Raw genomic sequence first — 18,656 nt, forward strand, 5'->3', positions numbered from 1 at the left:
AAGGCATTCGCATGACCACCACAGCGCACCGCGGCAGCGCGGCATCGGCCCCGGCCATCAGCCCGTACCAGAAGTCGGTGGCCGACTACTGGAACCACGAGCGGAACGCCGTCAATCTCCGCCTGGGCGAAGTCGACGGCTTCTACCATCACCACTACGGCATCGGCACTGTCGACTGGAGCGTCCTGGAGGGCCCCGAGGCCACCCGCGACGAACGCACCATCGCCGAACTGCACCGCCTGGAGAGCGCCCAGGCCGACTTCCTCGCCGACCACCTCGACGCCGTCACCCCCGACGACCGGCTCCTGGATTCCGGCTGCGGCCGGGGCGGCGGCAGCCTGGTCGCCAACAAGCGGTTCAACTGCCGCGTCGACGGGATCTCCATCTCCGAGACCCAGGTGGCCTTCGCCACCGCACAGGCCGAGAAGCACGGCGTGGACGACAAGGTGCGCTTCCACGTCAAGAACATGCTCGACACCGGCTTCGAGACGGGCTCGTTCCGCGCCATCTGGAACAACGAGTCCACGATGTACGTCGACCTGTCGACTCTGTTCGCCGAATACGCCCGCCTCCTCGCGCGCGGCGGCCGGTACGTCACCATCACCGGCTGCTACAACGACACCTACGGGCTGCCTTCCCGCGAGGTCTCGACGATCAACGCCCACTACATCTGCGATATCCACCCCCGCTCCGCCTATTTCAAGGAAATGGCGAACAACCGGCTCGTGCCGAGCGGCGTGGTGGACCTCACCGCGGCCACCATCCCGTACTGGGAGCTACGCGCGAGGTCCTCGTTGGCCACGGGCATCGAAGAGACGTTTCTGACCGCGTACAAGAACGGCAGTTTCCAGTACCTGCTGATCGCCGCCGACCGGATCTGATTCCGTCGACCGCTCGCGGGGGTGGGGCCGGGGCCTGCTCCGCGAGAGGAAACGACGCTTGCGGCAAGGTCTTGTTCGTTGACCGCACCGGCGCGACCGCGGGGCGGCCATCAGGCTGCGCCCCGCGATCGCGCCGCGGCCCCGAGAAGGGCATCAGCTCGGCATGTACCACTTCATGTAGGAGTTCGAGTCCGAGAAGACACTGGTGTACGCGTTGCCCTGCATGTTGGAGTCCAGGGCGCGCCTGTTCTGGTAGTTGATCAGCGCATACACGTCTTGCATCAGGTACTTCTGCTCCCACCACTGCCGGGAGTCTTCCGAGTCACAGGGTTTGGCGAGCACCCGGTCGCTCCCCGATCCCCCGCCGGTGAGACAGAGACCGGTCTTGCTGCTCTGCAGCATCATGCCCTTGGGCCCGTCGTGGGACTGCCAGCGCTGGTAGGGGTTGTTCGCGCCGCAGCCGTTGCTGTTTCCTCTGGTGTAGACGGCCCCGCCGGCATCGCCGTCGAGACAGTATCCGGTCTGCCAATTGGTGATCCCGCCGGCCGAGCCCTGGGCACGCGGGGCCGCCGCGGCCGCCGGCGTCTGCGCGGCCATGACGGTCATACAGGCCGCGGCGACCAGGGCGCCGACCACGCCGGTCTTCTTTTTCACTGAGATCTTCACTGATTGCCTCCAGGTGGATTCGTCGACCCGCCGAAGCGGGGTTTGCAGGGGTGGGGAATCGTGGTGCGGCCTGTCCGCACCGGCCGGCTCGGCGCTGGTTTTACAGCGCGGGGAAGGGGGCGAGCGCCGGCCTGTTTCCGCCGCCGTCACGGATTTCGCGGAAGTTGTTGTACGTGCGGTTGTCGACTGTCACCGCGACGCGTCGTGTCCGGAGCGGATAACGGCTTCGATGCGGCGCCGGATCCAGCCGAAGCGGGCGGATTCAGCGGTGGCGCCGTTCAGAGTGGTCCACCGCTCCGTGGTGTCCGCGTGAGCCGGTGCCGCGTTGCCGCTCAGCAGCCCGCACGTGGCGAAGAGCGCAAGCCACAGCACCCCGAGCCGTCTGCCGAGGCGGCGCACTGCGGATTGCGGATGCATCGAAGCTCTCCTTTCTCTACGTCCGTACGGGGACCGGCACGCCGGAGACTCTGCGACAGCAGGCAATGGCGTCCCGTCGTCAGAATTCCAACGATGTTGCAATGTCGGGCAGTTGGCCTGAAAGCGGCATTCTCTTCCCGGCCCGGCGGTGGCAGGCCGCCGCGGATCGGCCCACGGGCATCAGAGGCAGAAAGGTCTCCCTCCGGCCTCGGACCGTCCCGCGTCCTGCCCCGACGTCCTGACGCCCTCAGCCAACCCGACGGAACGCGGGCGTAACAGGAAGTTTCACCTGCAAAAGTAATGTCCTGCATACTTCTGCAGGTGGGGTTCGGGGTCCGACGGGACCACGTCAATCAGGGGGCACGTCAGCAATGGGCACCGCTACACCGGCCACCGGCGACTTCGGCGCGCTCCTGAACAGCCTGCGCCGGAGTGCCGGGCTCACCCAGGAGGAGCTGGCGCACGCCGCGGGGGTGAGCGTGCGGGCGCTGTCCTACATGGAACGCGGACGCTCCCGCGGGCCGCAGCGCCGCACCGTGCGAGCCCTGGCCACCGCTCTACGGCTGGACGCCGCGGGCGCGGAGGAGCTGGAACACGCCGCGAGTCTGGGCCGCCCCCGTACCACCACCGGGCCCGCCGACGAAGCGGACGTCGCGCCGGGGACAGAACCCACCGCGCACCACAGCCTCGCCCTGCCCCGCGACCTTCCCGACTTCACCGCCCGCGGCCCCGCCCTGGAGCGGCTGCTCGCCCTGGCCGAAAACCTCGACCCCGCCCGGCCGCCGGTCGCCGTGGTCTGCGGGCAGCCGGGCCTGGGCAAGACCGCCTTCGCCGTGCACGCCGCCCACACCCTCGCCCCGCACTTCCCCGACGGACAGTTCGCCGTCGACCTGCGCGGCATGGACACCCAGCCCGTCCAGCCGCGCGAAGCCCTCGCCCGGCTGCTGCGCGCCCTGGGCGTGGCCGACGCCGCCGTCCCCACCGGCACCGACGACCGCTCCGGCCTGCTCCGCTCCGTGCTGCGCGAGCGGCGCGTGCTGCTCCTGCTCGACAACGCCGTCGACGAGGACCAGGTCCGGCCCCTGCTGCCCGGCCACGGCCCCTCGCTCACCCTGGTCACCAGCCGTCACGCCCTGAGCGGCCTCGAAGCCGTCCACCGCGCCGAACTCGCCCTGCTGCGCCGCGAGGAAGCCGTCGAACTGCTCACCCGCATCATCGGTCCGGAGCGCGTACGCCGAGAAGCCCAGGCCGCCCGTGACCTCGCGGAGCTGTGCGGACATCTGCCGCTGGCCGTACGCATCGCCGGCCAGCGCCTGGCCTCCCGCCCCGGCGAGCACCTCGCCAAGCTCGTCACGCAACTCGCCGCCCACGAGCGCCGCCTCGACGCCCTGCAAGCCGGCTCCCTACAGGTCCGGACCGCCTTCGCCCTGTCCTACCGGCAGCTGGACCAGGCCGCCCGCACCGTCTTCCGCCGCGCCGCCCTCGCCGACGGCCCGGACTTCAGCCCCCGCACCGCCGCCCTCCTGGCCGGCCTGCCCCTGCGCGAGGCCGCCCGGTGTGCCCAGGTCCTCGCCGACGCCGGTCTCTTCCAGCCCCACCCCACCGCGGATCGCTACCGCTTCCACGACCTCCTCCACCTGTTCGCCACCGAACAGCTCGCCGAGGAGGACCAGCCCGCCGACCTCACCGCCGCCCGGGACCGCACCGACGCCTGGACGCTCGGCCGTGCCGCCGCCGCGGCACGCCTGTTCAGCACCGGCCCCGACGGCGACAACGAACCCCACCCCAGCGACTTCGACGGCGAGCCCGACCACACCGGCCCGGACGACGATCACGGCCCGGCGAACGCACCCTGGGATCACGCAGAGGCCCACGCCTGGCTGGAAGCCGAACGGGCCCAGTGGCTCAAGGCCCTGCACCGCGCCCACGCCGCCGGCCGGCACCGCCAGGCCCTCGACACCGCCACGGCCATGCACTGGTTCTCCGACCGGACCTCGCACTGGGAGGAGTGGGCCGAGGTCTTCGGACTCGGCGTCGATGCCGCCCGCGCCACGGGCAGCAGGCGCGACGAGGCCGTCCACCTCAACTACCTGGCCTGGGCCCACAGCACGTGCCGCCATGACCACACCACCGCCCTGTCCACCGCGCGGGCCGCGCTCGCCACCGCACGCACCATCGACGACCGGCTCCAGACCGGCTGGGCCCTCTACTACGCGGCGAGCGCGCTCATCGGACTCGACCGCGCCGAGGAGGCCACCGCCCACCTCCACGAGGCCGCCGACAACCTCGCCGGCCGGACCGACACCCACAGCCGTCTCGCCGAACTGTCCACCCTCAACACCCTCGGCCGCCACCTGCGGCGGACCGGGCACGCGGCCGAGGCCCTCGCCGTGCACCGGCGCAGCGAAGCCCTGTGCGGAGGAAACTTTCCCGCACGGTCGAAGGAAGTCCTCGGCACCTACCTGGCAGCGACCCGCATGCACATCGGCAACGACCTCGCCGCCCTGCGCCGGTGGAACGAGGCCGAGGCCCCGCTGCGCCAGGCGGTCACCGCCTTCGAAGCGGCCCGGATGTCCAACTGGAGCGAACCGGCCCGCCTCGACCTCGGCATCGTCCTGCGCCACCTCCACCGCACCGAAGAGGCCCGCGACACCCTGACCGCCGCCCACCAGGGCCTCGCCCGGCTGAATCACCCCCGCCGGCTCGAAGCCGCCGCCCAACTGCGCCGGCTCGACGACCTCGCGGGCCGTGGCCCCGCCGCCGCCCACGCATCGAGCCAGTAGCCGTGCCGGGCAGACCCCCTTGCCCCATACCTCCGTATTCGTCACGTAATGGGGCCCGAATGCGGCCTGGGCGCCCGTGCCGGAAGGGCTCGGAGTGGGGCGGTCAGTGGCGGCACCCAGGAGCACTCCTGTCATCACAGGTCACAAGGCACGTCGTAGGCGCCGGGTCCCGAAGACGATCACGGCCCGGGAGATCCGGCTTCGCAGCTTGCGCACAAATTGCACACTTCCCCCTCTTCATACTCGCCCCGATGCTCTAGATTGACCGTGCTTCAGGTGTTCGGCCCCGAAGCAACCAATAATGATCTATAAATCCGGCGCCACACACAGCCAGCAGTCGCGTCCCGGGCGCCAGACGCGGGGTGATCGGTTCTCGGAGCCCGACAGGGGCCTTGGGTGCGGGGAGCACCCGGGGTTTCGCCGGGTTCCCACGCACTTCGGGAGTCCGGCCGGGCCTGCGAGTACGCAGCGCCGGGTCGGGTTGTCCAGGTAGCGCCGACACAGCGGGATGCCACCGGGGGCGGGGGCCTCCCGAGGGAGGGGACAGCGCGGCGCGGGAGGCGGGGCCTCCCGAGGGGAGGAAGGCGCGGCGCGGGAGGCGGGGGCCTCCCGGTGCGAGGAACAGTGCTGGGCGAACACGTCGAACCACTGGCGACCGGGGGGATTCTGTGCAGCAGGGGGGATTAGTCAACCCGTTTCCGTCGGCGCGCGGGCGTCTGGCGAACGGGGCGAGCAGCCAGCCCGCGATCGACTGGGAGCAGCGGTACCGCCGTACCGTGATCACCAGCGATACGGTGGCCACCGCCTTCGTGGCGGCGGCGATCGGCATCTTCTTCGGGGCCCGGGACGCGGCCAACTGGCACGAGAAATGGGGAATTCTCGCCTTCGGCACCGAACTGCTGGTGCTGGGAGCGCTTGCGGTGAGCCGGGCGTGGGCTCCGGCCGTGCTCGGCCAGGGCGCGGAGGAATTCCGCCGGCTCGGCCGCTCGCTGTTCGCGGCGGCCGTCGTGCTGGCGCTCGGCGGGATCGCCCTGACCTCGCGCAACATCAAGCTCTGGATCTTCGTCGCGATCCCCGCGATCGGGCTGATCACCATGACCGCGCGGTATCTGCTGCGGCTGTGGCTGCACAGACAGCGCAAGGAAGGGCGGTGCCTGAGACCGGTGCTCGCGGCCGGCAGCCCGGCCACCGTGCGCGATCTGATCGCCCGGGCCCGCAAGTTTCCGCACCTCGGGTGGCGGGTGGACGCGGTGTGCACGACGGACGGTCTCGGGCTCGGCGGTGACCAGCTGGACGGAGTGCCGGTGGTCGGCCGGCTGACGGACGTCGCCGGCCATGTACGCCGCGGCGGCTACCGTGTCGTCGCGGTCACGCCGGACCCGCACTGGTCGCCGGACCGGCTGCAGCGGCTGGCCTGGAACCTCGAAGGCAGCGATGCCGAGATGGTCGTGGCTCCCGTCCTGATGGAGGTGGCCGGCCCGCGGCTGCACGTCGACGCGGTGCTCGGGATTCCGCTGCTGCGGGTCAGCATGCCGACCTTCACCGGGGGCCGCCGGGCGGTCAAAGAGGTGGTCGACCGGCTGGGCGCGGCGATCCTGCTGATGGTGTTCGCGCCGCTGATGGCGCTCGTCGCGCTGCTCGTCCTGACGGACAGCCGGGGCGGGGCGGTCTACCGCCAGCGCAGGGTCGGCAAGGACGGCCGCGAGTTCACCATCTTCAAGTTCCGCACCATGATCGTCGGGGCCGACGCGGCACGTGCCGGGCTGGCCGACCGCAACGAGGGTGCCGGACTGCTGTTCAAGCTGCACCGGGATCCGCGGGTGACCCGGGTGGGGGCGGTGCTGCGCCGGTACTCGATCGACGAGCTCCCGCAGCTGTTCAACGTGGTCACCGGATCGATGTCGCTCGTCGGTCCGCGGCCCCCGTTGCCGGAGGAGTGCGCCGCGTACGACCCGGACATCCGGCGCCGGCTGCTGGTCAAACCGGGGCTCACCGGCCTGTGGCAGATCAGCGGCCGCAGCGACCTGCCGTGGGAGGAGGCGGTCCGCCTCGATCTGCGGTACGTGGAGGACTGGTCGCTCGCCCTGGACGCGGTGATCTTGTGGAAGACGCTGCGTGCGGTGCTCTACGGCCAGGGGGCCTACTGATGCGCGGGGGGCTGCGACACGGCGGTCCCTCCGGCGCGCGGACCGCAGACCGGGAGGGTCTGCCTGGGGGGAGGGACGGGTCATGAAGGTCGGCGTTTTCGGGCTCGGCTACGTGGGCTGCGTGTCGGCCGCGTGCCTGGCCGGCATGGGGCACGAGGTCATCGGGGTGGACGTGAACCAGGTGAAGGTCGACCTGGTCAACGGCGGCAGGGCCCCGGTGGTCGAGGAGCGGATCGGCGAGCTCGTCGCCGAGGCCGTGCGGACCGGGGCGTTGCGCGCCACCGGCGACGTCCGCGAAGCGATCATGGACAGTGAGGTGTCGCTGGTCTGCGTGGGCACGCCGTCGGAGCCCAACGGCAGCCTGTGCACCACGTACCTGGAGCGGGTCACCGAGCAGATCGGCGCCGCGCTGGCCGGGCGGGGTGGGCGGCACACCGTCGTGTTCCGCAGCACCATGCTCCCGGGCACCTGCCTGAACCTGCTGGTGCCGATCCTGGAGAAGCACGTCGGCGGCACGGCCGGGGCGGACTTCGGGGTCGCGGTCAACCCGGAGTTCCTGCGCGAGGGCACGAGCGTGCGGGACTTCTTCGACCCGCCCAAGACCGTCGTCGGCGAACTCGACCCGGCGAGCGGTGACGTGGTGACGGCGCTGTACGACGGCTTGCCCGGCGAGGTGTTCCGGGTGCCGGTCCCGACGGCCGAGGCGATCAAGTACGCCGACAACGCGTTCCACGGCCTCAAGATCGGCTTCGCGAACGAGCTGGGCGCGGTGTGCCAGGCGCTCGGGGTGGACTCGCACCAGGTGATGGACGTGTTCCTGGCCGACCGCAAGCTGAACATCAGCCCCGCCTACCTGCGGCCCGGTTTCGCCTTCGGCGGCTCCTGCCTGCCCAAGGACCTGCGCAGCCTGGTCCACGCGGCGCAGCGGGCCGATGTCTCGGTGCCCATCCTCGCGCACGTACTGCCCTCGAACTCCGCGCATCTGCAGCGCGCGGTGGAGCTGGTCGAGCGCACCGGCAAGCGCCGGGCGGGCCTGTTCGGGCTGTCCTTCAAACCCGGCACCGACGACCTCCGCGAGAGCCCGCTCGTCGAGCTGGCGGAGCGGCTCTTCGGCAAGGGGTACGACCTGAAGATCTACGACGCCAACGTGAGCCTGTCCCGGCTGCTCGGCGCGAACCGGGAGTACATCGAGACCCGGCTGCCGCACCTGGCGCAGCTGCTCGCGGACTCCGTCGGCGAGGTGCTCGAACACGCCGAGGTGTGCCTGGTCGGGACCAGGGACCCGGACGTGCTGTCCGCGCTGCCCCACGGCGAGGACGGCCCGGTGATCGTCGACCTCATCCACCTTCCCGACGCCGAGGCGCGCCGGACCGAAACGGGGTACATGGGCCTTGCTTGGTGACGAGACGTTGGGTGGCACCGTCAGCGGCGGCCGGCCGGGCCGGCGCGCGCTGATCCTGGTGGAGAACCTGTCGGTGCCGTTCGACCGGCGGGTGTGGCAGGAGTGCACGACGCTGCGCGACGCGGGCTGGACGGTGCACGTCATCTGCCCCCGGGGCAGTACGCGGGACACCGAGCCGGAGGCGGAGATCGACGGGGTGCGCATCCACCGCTACCCGCTGCGCGCTGCCACCGGAGGACCGGCCGGCTACCTGCGGGAGTACGGTTCGGCGTTGTGGCATACGGCGCGGCTGGCCCGCAAGGTCGGCCCGGTCCACGTGGTCCACGCCTGCAACCCGCCCGACCTGCTGTTCCTGCCGGCGCTGTGGCTGAAGCGGCGCGGCGCGCGGTTCGTCTTCGACCAGCACGACCTGGTGCCCGAGCTGTATCTCTCCCGGTTCGGCCGCGGCGAAGACCTGCTCTACCGGGCGGTGTGCGCGCTGGAGCGGGCGACCTACCGGGCCGCGGACGTCGTGCTCGCCACGAACGAGAGCTACCGGGACGTCGCGGTGCGCCGTGGCGGCCGACGCCCGGCCGACGTCTTCGTGGTGCGCAGCGCTCCCCAGGTCGACCGGTTCCAACCGGTCCCGCCCGAGCCGGAGTTGAAGCGCGGCAAGCCTCATCTGCTGTGCTATCTCGGCGTCATGGGGCCTCAGGACGGCGTCGACTACGCCTTGCGGGCCCTCGCCAGGCTCCGCGACGACCTCGGGCGGACCGACTGGCACGCGGTGTTCGTCGGCGCCGGGGACGCCTTCGACGCGATGGTGGAGCTGTCGCGGCGGCTCGGTCTCACCGAACAGGTGCAGTTCACCGGGCGCATTCCGGACGCCGACCTGGTGCGCTACCTGTCCACCGCGGACGTGTGCCTCTCCCCCGACCCGCGCAACCCGCTCAACGACGTGTCGACCATGAACAAGGTCCTGGAGTACATGGCGATGGGCCGGCCGATCGTCTCGTTCGACCTCCGGGAGGCCCGTGTCTCCGCCGGCGACGCCGCCGTCTACGCCTGTGCCGACGACGAGGCCGAGTTCGCCGGGCTCATCGCGCAGCTGCTGGACGATCCGGAGAAGCGGGACCGGATGGGCAGGATCGGCCGGGAGCGGATCGGCGGGCGGCTCTCCTGGCGGAACTCGCAGGCGTCGCTGCTCGCCGCCTACGCCGCTGCCTGCCGGGACCGCACCGCGGTGTCGGCGGGCGCCCCGGTGCGGGCGGGGAGGAGGCCGCGCCGTTGAGCGATGAGACGATACGCCTGGTCACGATCGGGCGGATGCTCCGTCGGCGCCGGCGGCTGCTCACCATCCTCACCGTGGTGGGCGCGCTCGTCGGCTACGGCGCCTCGGTGCTGTTCCCGCCGCGTTACACGGCGTCGGCGTCGGTACTGCTGCCGGGGCAGTGGGAAGAGCGCGAGCTGCTGACCCAGGCGGAGATCGCGACCAGTTCGGCGGTGGTCGACCGTGCGGCCGCCGCGCTCGGGTGGCGGGACGTCAGCGGCGGCGAGCTGCGGGACCGGGTGAGCGCCAAGGCCGCCGACGGGAACATCATCGAGATCTCGGGTACGGCCGACACCCCGGAGCGCGCGCAGCAGCTCTCCGACCGGTTGGCGCAGCAGTTCGTCACGTTCGCCGCGCGGATCACCGGCGGCAGCACCGGCGCCGAAACGGGCACCGGGCCCGAGGCACTGCGGCAGAAGGTCGCGGAGACCAACCGCCGCATCACGGAGCTGGCCAATGCGGCCGACCCGGGGCGGACCGTGGAGAGCGTGCAGGCCCGCACGGCGCTCGAAAAGCTGCGCACCGGGCTGGAAGAGGCCATGAAGAAGCTGGACGACGCCGCCCCGGCGACCGACCGGACCGGCATGGTCGTCATGGGGCCGGCGCCCCGGCCGACCGGTGCGGAGCCGCCGACGAGGGTGCAGCTGATCGTCGCCGGGGCGCTGCTGTTCTTCCTGCTCGCGGTCGTCGGCCATCTCACCGCCGCACGGGTGAACCGCCGTCTGCGCACCGGCCCGGAGATCGCCGCGGCGCTGGGCTCGGCGCTGCTGGGCACTGTCGACGTGCCTGGTGAACGGCGCGCGCGGCGGGCGGAAGACCATGGTTCGCGGGCCTCGGTCCGCCGGCTGCTGGGTGTCGACACCCGATGGGACGTACCGGCCCCGCAGAGTTTCGGCGACGAGGCCGGCAGGCGCGTCCGCTACCGGCGGGTGTGCGCTCGCCTCCGGGACCGGCTGCCGGCCCCCCGGCGGCTGCTGGTTGTCGTCCCGGACGGCGACGAGACCGCCCGCCGGGCCGCCGGGCAGCTCGTCGCCGAGGCCGAGAGCGAGTCTTCCTCCAGTTCTTCGGGCCGGGGGTTCCCCACGCTGCGGGTGGTGGAGGTTTCGGTGGCCCGGCCCATGGTGCCGGACCGCGACACCGAGTCCGGTGCCCTGGTCGTGATCAGTGCCGGCAACTGGACCGCGGAGGAGCTCGTCGGCATCGCCGAGGCGTGTGCGGACGCCGGGCACGAGGTCGTCGGCACCGTCGTCGCCGGAACGGACCGGGCCCGTCCGGCGCGGCCTGCCGGCCGTCCTCCGGAGAACGCCGCCCTGTCGCTCGCGGTTCGCGGCCACGCGACGGGAGGCCCGGCGTGACGACGAGCACGGCTCCGGAGCCGTCGGCAGCCGCTCCGCTGCTGGACCTGCAGGCACTGGTGGTGGCGGTGCGCAGGCGCCGCCGCCTCTGGTGCTCCATGGCGCTGCTGGGGCTGCTGGTCGGCACGGCGGTGGCGGTCCTGATGCCGCCGCCACCGGCCGCGGTGACCAAGGTGCTGGTCGCGCACAAGGAGGACCAGCCGAACGACACCGGCACGCTGATCCGCACGGATGTCGCGCTGCTGGGCACCTCGCGGATCGCCGGCCAGGCCCTGCGGGTCCTCAAGTCCCCGGAAAAACCGGAGGACTTCATGCAGGACTACCGGGGCACCGGCTTGACCAACAACCTGTTGCAGATCGATGTGACCGGTGAGAGCGAAGCGGACGCGGTGGCCCGGGCCGGGGCGCTGGCCGGCGCGTTCGTCGCGGACCATGTGCGGCGGATGCGGGACACCGCGCAGGCCGAGGCCAAGGCCCTGCTCGACCAGCGTGACCGTATGCGGGACGAGCTCGCCCAGGTCAACAAGGCGATCGGGGACCGGTCGCCGGGGAGCGACCCGAAAGCGTCGGCGAGCCTTGAGTCGCTCTTCGCCCGCCGGGCCGAGCTCAACTCGCGGATCACCGATTTCGACCAGCGGGCCGCGGACGCGCGCACCGGCACGCCACGGCTCGTCGCCGGCACGCAGATCGTGGACGCACCGCGCGCGGTGCGGCGCTCCCTGCCCAAGACCGCTGCCACCAACGCCGGGATCGGACTCGTCCTCGGGCTCGTCCTCGGGCTCGCGCTGGCCGCGGTCGGCGCGGTGGTGGCGGACCGGCCCGTGCTGCGCCGGGAGATCGCGGCGCATCTGGGCGCCTCGGTCATCGCGGAGCCGCGCCGCGCGCCCCGCAGGCCGGCCGGACTGTGGCAGCGCCGCCGGACCCGGGCCACGTACGAACGGCTCACCGCGACCCTGGCCCGCGTCGTGCGCGGCTCCGCGGAACCGGTGTCGCTGCTGGAACTGGGCAGTGCACGCAGCACGAGCGTGATCGCCCTGAACCTCGCCGGGGCGCTGGCGGCGGAGGGGCCGGTGGTCGTCGTCGACGGTCTGCCCGGACCGCGGCTCGCCGACAGCCGCCAGGAGGCCGAAGGGGTGACCGTGATCAGCGGCGAGCGCGCCGCGGCCGCGCGGCCCCAGGCGCGCCGGCTCGGCGTCGGCTCGGTCGCGCCCGGCACGGCGTGGACCGACCTGCGCCACCTCGGCAGCCGCACCGTGCTCGTCGTGCGGGCCGGGCACGGCAGCGCCGCCTGGCTGCACACCGTGGCGCGGCAGCTCGCGGACCAGCGCATCGCGGTGCTCGGTGTGGTGCTGATCGACCCCGATCCGCGCGACCGGACCGACGGCACGCTGTGGGACAGACCGCGCACGGCACCACACGGCCCTTATGAGCGGCTGGCCTGGCAGCACGGGACGAGCCAGCCGCGTACGGAACGGCTGGCCCGGCAGCACGGTGGGGGTACCTCCCACGCCGTTCAGGCAGTGGGGGAAGCCCAGGCGCGGGCGGAGCGGCCGTCGGTGTCGGCCGTACGGGCCCCGGGCGGCGACCAGGAGGCGCGGTAGGACATGTGTGGCATCGCAGGTACGTACCGGTGGCCGGACGGGAAGGTCGTGACCGACCGGCTCACCGCTGTCCTCGCCCACCGCGGTCCGGACGGGGCGGGCCGCTACAGCCACCCCGCCGGTGACGGCGAAGTGCACCTCGGGCACCGCCGGCTGGCCGTCATCGACCTGTCCGGGACCGGCGCCCAGCCGATGGTCTCGGACGGCCTCGCCCTGACGTACAACGGCGAGCTGTACAACGCGCCCGCGCTGCGTGCCGAGCTGGCGGGCGCCGGGGTGCGCTTTCGCGGCACTTCCGACACCGAGGTGCTGCTGGAGGCCTGGCGGCGCTGGGGAACCGGCTGTCTGCCCCGGCTGCGCGGCATGTTCGCGTTCGCGGTCTTCGACGAGCGGACCGGTGAGCTGGTGCTCGCCCGTGACCAGCTCGGCATCAAGCCGTTGTTCCTGCTCCGGCGCGGCGCGAGCCTGATGTTCGCCTCCGAGCTCAAGGCGCTCGCCGCCGTGACCGGCGGGTCGCTGGAGGTGGACCATGCCGCGCTGGTGGCCTCGCTGCTGTACTACTGGGTGCCGGACTCGCGCTGCGCGTTCCGCGAGGCTCAGAAGCTGCCGCCGGGGAGCTGGCTGCGGTGCCGGCCCGACGGCCGGGTGGAGCACGGCCGGTTCTGGAACCTGAAGGACGTCGCCGCCGAGGCCCGGGAGCGGGCCCGCGGCGGCGGGCAGCCGGACCTGGCCGCCGTCGTCGAGGAGTCGGCCCGGCAGCACCTGCTGTCCGACGTGCCCGTGGCGACCTTCCTCTCCGGCGGGCTGGACTCCAGCTACCTGACCGCGCTCGCGGCGCGCCACCGGCCCGGAATCCGCGCCTACACGATCGGATTCCGCGCCGAGGACGCGAAGTTCGAGGCGATGCCGGACGACCTGCGCTATGCCCGGCAGGTGGCCGAGCGGTTCGGTGTCGACCTGCACGAGATCGAGATCGCTCCGAACGTGCTCGACCTGCTGCCGCGGATGACGTACCACCTGGACGAGCCGATCGGCGACCCGGCCGCGATCAACACGTTCCTGATCTGTTCGGCCGCCCGGGAGGCCGGGGTCAAGGTGATGCTCTCGGGCATGGGCGCCGACGAGCTGTTCGCCGGGTACCGCAAGCATCTGGCCAACCTGCTCGCGCTGCGCTACCAGCGCGTCCCGCGGCCCCTGCGGCACGGCCTGTCCCGGGCCGTGGACCGGCTGCCGGTCGCCACGTCCCGCCGGGGGTACCGGTCGGTGCGCTTCGCGAAGCGGTTCCTGTCCTTCGCCGATCTGCCGGAGGAGACGGCCTTCCGGCGCAGCTACACCATGTACGACCAGGACGAGCTGCTCGCGCTGGTCGATCCGGACCTGGCCCCGGCGGTCGAGGACGTGCTGACCGAGCACGCGGACATCTACCACGACAACGACCTCGACGACTTCGTCAACCGTATGTGCCTGGGCGACGCCCGGATGTTCCTGCCGGGCCTGAACCTCGCCTACACGGACCGCTCCAGCATGGCCGCGTCGACCGAGGTGCGGGTGCCGTACGTGGACGTCGAGGTGGTCGAGGCGGCGTTCGCCGTGCCCGGCAACCGCAAGATCGTCGGGCGGCAGGGCAAGGCCGTCCTCAAGGAGGCCGCCGCCTCGGTCCTGCCCCGGGAGATCGTGTACCGGCCCAAGGGCCTGTTCAGCGCCCCGCTGCGGGCCTGGATGAGCCGGGATCTGGCACCGCTGGTGCGCGAGGTGGTGCACGACGGTGTGCTCGTCACGTCCGGGACCTTGCGCCGTGACGCGCTGAAACGGATGGTCGCCGAGGACGCCGCCGGGCAGCGGGACTTCTCCAAGCATCTGTGGCATGTGCTGACCCTGGAGTACTGGTATCGCGACGCGACCTCCGGCTCCGGCCGGAGCACCCGGTTGACGGCTTAGGAATGCGGAGGAGTTCGGGTGAAGCAGGTTGTACAGAACTACAAGAGCGGCGAGCTGGCGGTGCTCGACGTGCCGGTGCCGGGGTGCAAGCCGGGCGGTGTGCTGGTCCGCAGCGCCTGCTCGCTGATATCCACCGGGACCGAACTCATGAAGGTCTCCGAGGCCGGCATGTCGATGGTGGGCAAGGCCCGCTCCCGGCCGGACCAGGTGGCCAAGGTCATGCAGAGCGTGGCCACCAACGGGGTGGGTGCCACCTACCGCAAGGTGATGGGCAAGCTGGACTCCTACACGCCGCTGGGCTACTCGCTGTGCGGGGTGGTCGAGCAGGTCGGCACCGGGATCGACGATGTGAAGGCCGGCGACCTCGTGGCGTGCGCCGGCAACGAGCACGCGCTGCACGCCGAGCTGAACTGGGTGCCGAAGAACCTCTACGTCCCGGTGCCGGACGGCCTCGCGCCGCGGCACGCCGCCTTCGGGACCGTCGGGGCGATCGCGATGCAGGGCGTCCGCCGCGGGGAGCCGCAACTCGGCGACGTGGCGCTGGTCATCGGCCTCGGGCTGATCGGGCAGTTGGTGGTGCAGCTCCTCGCCGCCTCGGGGGTCCGCGTCGTCGGGGCCGACCCCGATCCGGCGCGCTGCGGGCTCGCCGCGCGCCTGGGCGCCGCGGCCTGCGGCGATCCCGCGTCCGCCGCCGTGGAGGGCGCCGTCGCCGAGCTCACCGGCGGTCACGGCGTGGATCAGGTGTACCTGGCCGCCGGGGGCGGCAGCAACCAGCCCGTCGAGGTGGCCGCCCGGCTGAGCCGGGACCGCGGCCGGGTCGTCGACATCGGCAAGTGCCGCCTGGACCTGCCGTGGAACGCGTACTACGAGAAGGAGCTCGACGTACGGTTCTCCCGCTCGTACGGCCCCGGGCGCTACGACCCGGAATACGAGCTGGAGGGGCGGGACTACCCGATCGGCTACGTGCGCTGGACCGAGCGCCGCAACCTGGCGTGCTTCCTCGATCTCATGGCCCGCGGCCGCGTCGACGTGGAGCCTCTGGTATCCCACGTGGCCGACTTCGACGACGCCGTCGAGACGTACCAGCGCCTGAAGGACGGCGACTTGAAGGCCGTGGCCGTGCTGTTCCGGTACCCCGAGCACACAGCCGAGGCAACGGCCCCGGCGGTGACCGTGCCCGCGGCGCCCGTACGCACCGCCGCTCCTGCGCGCCCGGTCAAGTCACCGGTGCGCCTCGCGTTCATCGGAGCGGGGAACTACGCGACGTCGATGCTGCTGCCCCACCTGGCACAGCGTGACGGCGTCGAGCTGTCGGCCGTCGTCACCACGACGGCACTGTCCGCGGCCAACGCGAAGCGGAAGTTCGGCTTCGCCGAGGCGACCACCGACCTCGACGCCGTGCTCGGCGACCCGTCCGTCGACGCGGTGTTCGTGGTCACCCGGCACAGCTCGCACGCCGAACTGACGCGAAAGGCGCTGCTGGCCGGCAAGACGGTGTTCGTGGAGAAGCCCCTGGCCCTCACCGAGGACGAGCTGACCGGCGTGCTCGCCGCGGTGGAGGAGTCCGGCAACGACCGGATACAGGTGGGCTTCAACCGCCGCTTCGCGCCGCTGCTCCAGGAGGCCCGGAAGCGGTTCGGCGACCGGACCGGTCCGGCGAGCCTGCGCTACCTGGTCAACGCGGGGCAGTTGCAGCACGGCAGCTGGTATCTCCACCAGGGCACCGAGGGCTCGCGGTTCGCCGGTGAGGGCGGGCACTTCATCGACACGGCGAGCTGGCTGCTCGGGGCCGACCCGGTCTCGGTGTACGCGGTCGCCCCGCCCGGCAACGAGGACCTCCAGGTCGTACTGCGCTACCCGGACGGGTCCACCGCCACCGTCAGCTACGTCACCACCGGGTCGCCCGGCTTCCCCAAGGAGACGCTGGACCTGGTCGCGGACGGCAAGGTGCTGCGGCTCGACGACTTCGTACGCGCATCGGTGTACGGCCGGAAGAAGTGGGTCAGCTCACGGCTGCCCAAGGCCCGGGACAAGGGCCAGAACGCCGAACTGGCCGCGTTCGTCAAGGCCGTACGGACCGGCGGGCCGATGCCGGTGCCGCTGGAGTCGCTGGTCGCCACCACGGCGGCCACCCTCGCCGTGCGGGCCGGACTGGCGGGCGGCGCGCCGGTGACGTTGGCGAGGGCACGATGACTGTGAGCTCGGGGAGTCCGGGATGGTACCTGCGGCGGCTGTCCCGGATGGGGCCGCGGGAGGTCGGCGGCCGGGCGGCCGACGCGGTGCGCAGGCGGCGGTGGCGGTCGACGCTGCCGGACTGCCCGGGCGTGACCGGCGCCCGGTTCACCGCGGTACTGCCCGCCGGGACGCTCGCCGCGGTGCCGCCGGACGCCGCGAAACGTCTCATCGCCGAGGCGGACCGGCTGATGGCCGGGCACGCCGAGTACTTCGGGGTGGTCCGCGACGATCTGGCCGACCCGGACTGGTGGTGCGACCCGAGGACCGGGCGCCGGGCTCCGTGGGGTTACGCCTTCGACGTGCCGTACCGGAACGAGGAGGCGGTCGGCGACATCAAGCAGATCTGGGAGCTGTCCCGGCACCAGTACCTCACCGTGCTCGCCGCCGCCTACGCGAGCACCGGGGACGAGCGGTACGCCGGGCGGGTGGCCGAGCACCTGCGGTCGTGGTGGGCGGCCAACCCGCCGCTGCGCGGCGTGCACTGGATCAGCGGCATCGAGCTGGGCATCCGGCTGCTGTCCTGGGTGTGGGTCCGCCGGCTGCTCGACGGCTGGCCGGGCGTGGCCGGGCTGTTCGAGGACAACCCGGTGGCGCTGAACCAGATCTGGCACCACCAGCGCTGGCTGGCCGCCTTCCCCAGCCGGGGGTCTTCGGCGAACAACCACGCCGTCGCCGAGGCCGCCGGGCAGTTCGCGGCGGCCTGTGCGTTCGGGTGGTTCCCCGCCTCGGCGCGTTGGCGGGCCGGCGCGCTGCGGTCGCTGGAGCGGCACCTGCGCAACAACACCTTCGCCTCCGGCCTCAATCGTGAGCTGGCCACCGAATATCACGGACTCGTGCTGGAGCTCGGCCTGGCCGCGGTGGCCGAGGCGGATGCCGCCGGTGTGCCGGTCCCCGCGTCCGTCCGGCTCGTGCTGCTGCGGATGACCGACGCGCTCGCGGCCGTCGTGGACAACCGGTTACGGCCGCCGCGCCAGGGAGACGCGGACGACGGCCACGGTCTGGTCCTGGACGGCGCGGGCACCGACCGCTGGGCCTCGCTGCTGGCCACCGGGGACGCCGTGTTCGGCCGGCTCGCCTGGTGGCCGGCAGTGACCGGCACCGATGTGCGCACCCCACTGCTGGCCGCGCTCATCCGGCCGTACGCGAAGGACGCAGCCACCCCGGCCGTGCGTCGTCCGGCGAGCCGACCGGCCCACTTCGCCGACGCGGGGCTCGCCGTCCTGCGCGGTCCGGAGGAGATCTGGTGCCGCTGCGACGGCGGTCCGCACGGCTTCCTGTCCATCGCCGCGCATGCCCACGCGGACGCGCTGTCCGTGGAGGTCCGGCACGACGGAGTGGACGTGCTCGCCGACCCGGGGACGTTCTGCTACCACGGGCAGCCCGAGTGGCGGCGGTACTTCCGGTCGACCCTCGGCCACAACACGCTGCAACTGGACGGCCGTGACCAGTCCGTGTCCGGCGGCCCGTTCCTGTGGACCCGGCATGCCCGCAGCCGCGTCCTGGTCGCGGACACCTCCGAGCCGGGTGTGGCCCGCTGGTGCGCCGAGCACGACGGTTACCGGCCCTCCGTGCACCGCCGCCGGGTGGAGCTGACCGCCGCCGACCGGGAGCTGCGCGTGATCGACGAGGTGCGGGGCCCTGGGCGGGCCGCGCGGCTGGCGTTCCACCTCGGCCCGGCGATCGCCGCGGACCTGGTGGGCAACCGGGCCGTGCTCACCTGGACCCGGGACGGCGAGGACCGGTCCGCGGTACTCGACCTGCCCGGACAGTTGCGCTGGCGGGCGCATCGCGGTGCGAGCGACCGGCCACTGGGCTGGTACTCCCCCGGCTTCGGGCGCAAGGAGCCCACCACGACGCTGATCGGCACCGGCTTCGCCGACGGCACGGCGGGGTTCATCACCGTACTCAGGTTCCGCGGCTAG

12 protein-coding genes are annotated in these 18,656 nt (G+C 72.5%); 10 read left to right on the top strand and 2 right to left on the bottom strand.

Annotation, left to right across the window (positions count from 1 at the left end; translation table 11 throughout):
- Positions 1-11: 11 nt before the first annotated feature.
- On the top strand, positions 12-881 hold the full coding sequence (locus ACFV57_RS25870; RefSeq protein WP_385236908.1) for a geranyl diphosphate 2-C-methyltransferase: 870 nt from the start codon (positions 12-14) through the stop codon (positions 879-881).
- A gap of 153 nt (positions 882-1,034) precedes the next feature.
- Here ACFV57_RS25870 and ACFV57_RS25875 read toward each other — a convergent pair whose 3' ends face one another.
- Together ACFV57_RS25875 and ACFV57_RS25880 are read right to left on the bottom strand one after the other, a co-directional pair.
- A complete protein-coding gene (locus tag ACFV57_RS25875) occupies positions 1,035-1,547 on the bottom strand; it encodes an RICIN domain-containing protein (protein ID WP_385236911.1) in 513 nt (170 codons plus the stop codon).
- Between the two features lie 189 nt (positions 1,548-1,736).
- Positions 1,737-1,964, bottom strand: coding sequence for a hypothetical protein (locus ACFV57_RS25880; RefSeq protein WP_385236914.1), 228 nt, complete (start codon positions 1,962-1,964; stop codon positions 1,737-1,739).
- A 371-nt stretch (positions 1,965-2,335) separates the two neighbouring features.
- Here ACFV57_RS25880 and ACFV57_RS25885 point away from each other — a divergent pair, with 371 nt between their 5' ends.
- The 9 genes from ACFV57_RS25885 to ACFV57_RS25925 all read left to right on the top strand — a co-directional run bounded on the left by ACFV57_RS25885 (position 2,336) and on the right by ACFV57_RS25925 (position 18,656).
- The gene (locus ACFV57_RS25885) at positions 2,336-4,747 is read left to right on the top strand and encodes an ATP-binding protein (protein ID WP_385236917.1); all 2,412 of its coding nucleotides are present in this window, start codon (positions 2,336-2,338) and stop codon (positions 4,745-4,747) included.
- A 668-nt stretch (positions 4,748-5,415) separates the two neighbouring features.
- On the top strand, positions 5,416-6,894 hold the full coding sequence (locus ACFV57_RS25890; protein ID WP_385236920.1) for a sugar transferase: 1,479 nt from the start codon (positions 5,416-5,418) through the stop codon (positions 6,892-6,894).
- An 82-nt stretch (positions 6,895-6,976) separates the two neighbouring features.
- Positions 6,977-8,296: a nucleotide sugar dehydrogenase gene (locus ACFV57_RS25895; protein WP_385236923.1), complete on the top strand. Its 1,320-nt coding sequence runs from the start codon at positions 6,977-6,979 to the stop codon at positions 8,294-8,296.
- Positions 8,286-9,566 (top strand): glycosyltransferase family 4 protein, encoded by a 1,281-nt coding sequence (locus ACFV57_RS25900; protein ID WP_385236926.1) that lies wholly within the window; start codon positions 8,286-8,288, stop codon positions 9,564-9,566. Before ACFV57_RS25895 ends, ACFV57_RS25900 begins: the two co-directional genes overlap by 11 nt.
- Positions 9,563-10,960: a Wzz/FepE/Etk N-terminal domain-containing protein gene (locus ACFV57_RS25905; RefSeq protein WP_385236928.1), complete on the top strand. Its 1,398-nt coding sequence runs from the start codon at positions 9,563-9,565 to the stop codon at positions 10,958-10,960. Before ACFV57_RS25900 ends, ACFV57_RS25905 begins: the two co-directional genes overlap by 4 nt.
- On the top strand, positions 10,957-12,561 hold the full coding sequence (locus ACFV57_RS25910) for a Wzz/FepE/Etk N-terminal domain-containing protein (protein ID WP_385236931.1): 1,605 nt from the start codon (positions 10,957-10,959) through the stop codon (positions 12,559-12,561). Before ACFV57_RS25905 ends, ACFV57_RS25910 begins: the two co-directional genes overlap by 4 nt.
- Before the next feature lie 3 nt (positions 12,562-12,564).
- Positions 12,565-14,499 carry an asparagine synthase (glutamine-hydrolyzing) gene (gene asnB, locus ACFV57_RS25915; protein ID WP_385236934.1) on the top strand — a complete coding sequence of 645 codons (1,935 nt, stop codon included), beginning with the start codon at positions 12,565-12,567 and terminating at the stop codon, positions 14,497-14,499.
- Positions 14,500-14,517: 18 nt separating this feature from the next.
- Positions 14,518-16,692 carry a bi-domain-containing oxidoreductase gene (locus ACFV57_RS25920; protein ID WP_385236937.1) on the top strand — a complete coding sequence of 725 codons (2,175 nt, stop codon included), beginning with the start codon at positions 14,518-14,520 and terminating at the stop codon, positions 16,690-16,692.
- Positions 16,689-18,656, top strand: a complete 1,968-nt coding sequence (locus ACFV57_RS25925) for an alginate lyase family protein (RefSeq protein ID WP_385236940.1) — start codon at positions 16,689-16,691, stop codon at positions 18,654-18,656. The genes ACFV57_RS25920 and ACFV57_RS25925 overlap by 4 nt, the downstream gene beginning before the upstream one ends.

The organism is Streptomyces sp. NPDC059788 (genome assembly GCF_042732265.1).
Lineage (GTDB): Bacteria > Actinomycetota > Actinomycetes > Streptomycetales > Streptomycetaceae > Streptomyces.

Coding starts and splice junctions, on each gene's coding strand:
- ACFV57_RS25870 (WP_385236908.1), top strand. CDS start 12: ATGACCACCACAGCGCACCGCGGCAGCGCGGCATCGGCCCCGGCCATC.
- ACFV57_RS25880 (WP_385236914.1), bottom strand. CDS start 1,964: ATGCATCCGCAATCCGCAGTGCGCCGCCTCGGCAGACGGCTCGGGGTG.
- ACFV57_RS25885 (WP_385236917.1), top strand. CDS start 2,336: ATGGGCACCGCTACACCGGCCACCGGCGACTTCGGCGCGCTCCTGAAC.
- ACFV57_RS25895 (WP_385236923.1), top strand. CDS start 6,977: ATGAAGGTCGGCGTTTTCGGGCTCGGCTACGTGGGCTGCGTGTCGGCC.
- asnB (WP_385236934.1), top strand. CDS start 12,565: ATGTGTGGCATCGCAGGTACGTACCGGTGGCCGGACGGGAAGGTCGTG.
- ACFV57_RS25925 (WP_385236940.1), top strand. CDS start 16,689: ATGACTGTGAGCTCGGGGAGTCCGGGATGGTACCTGCGGCGGCTGTCC.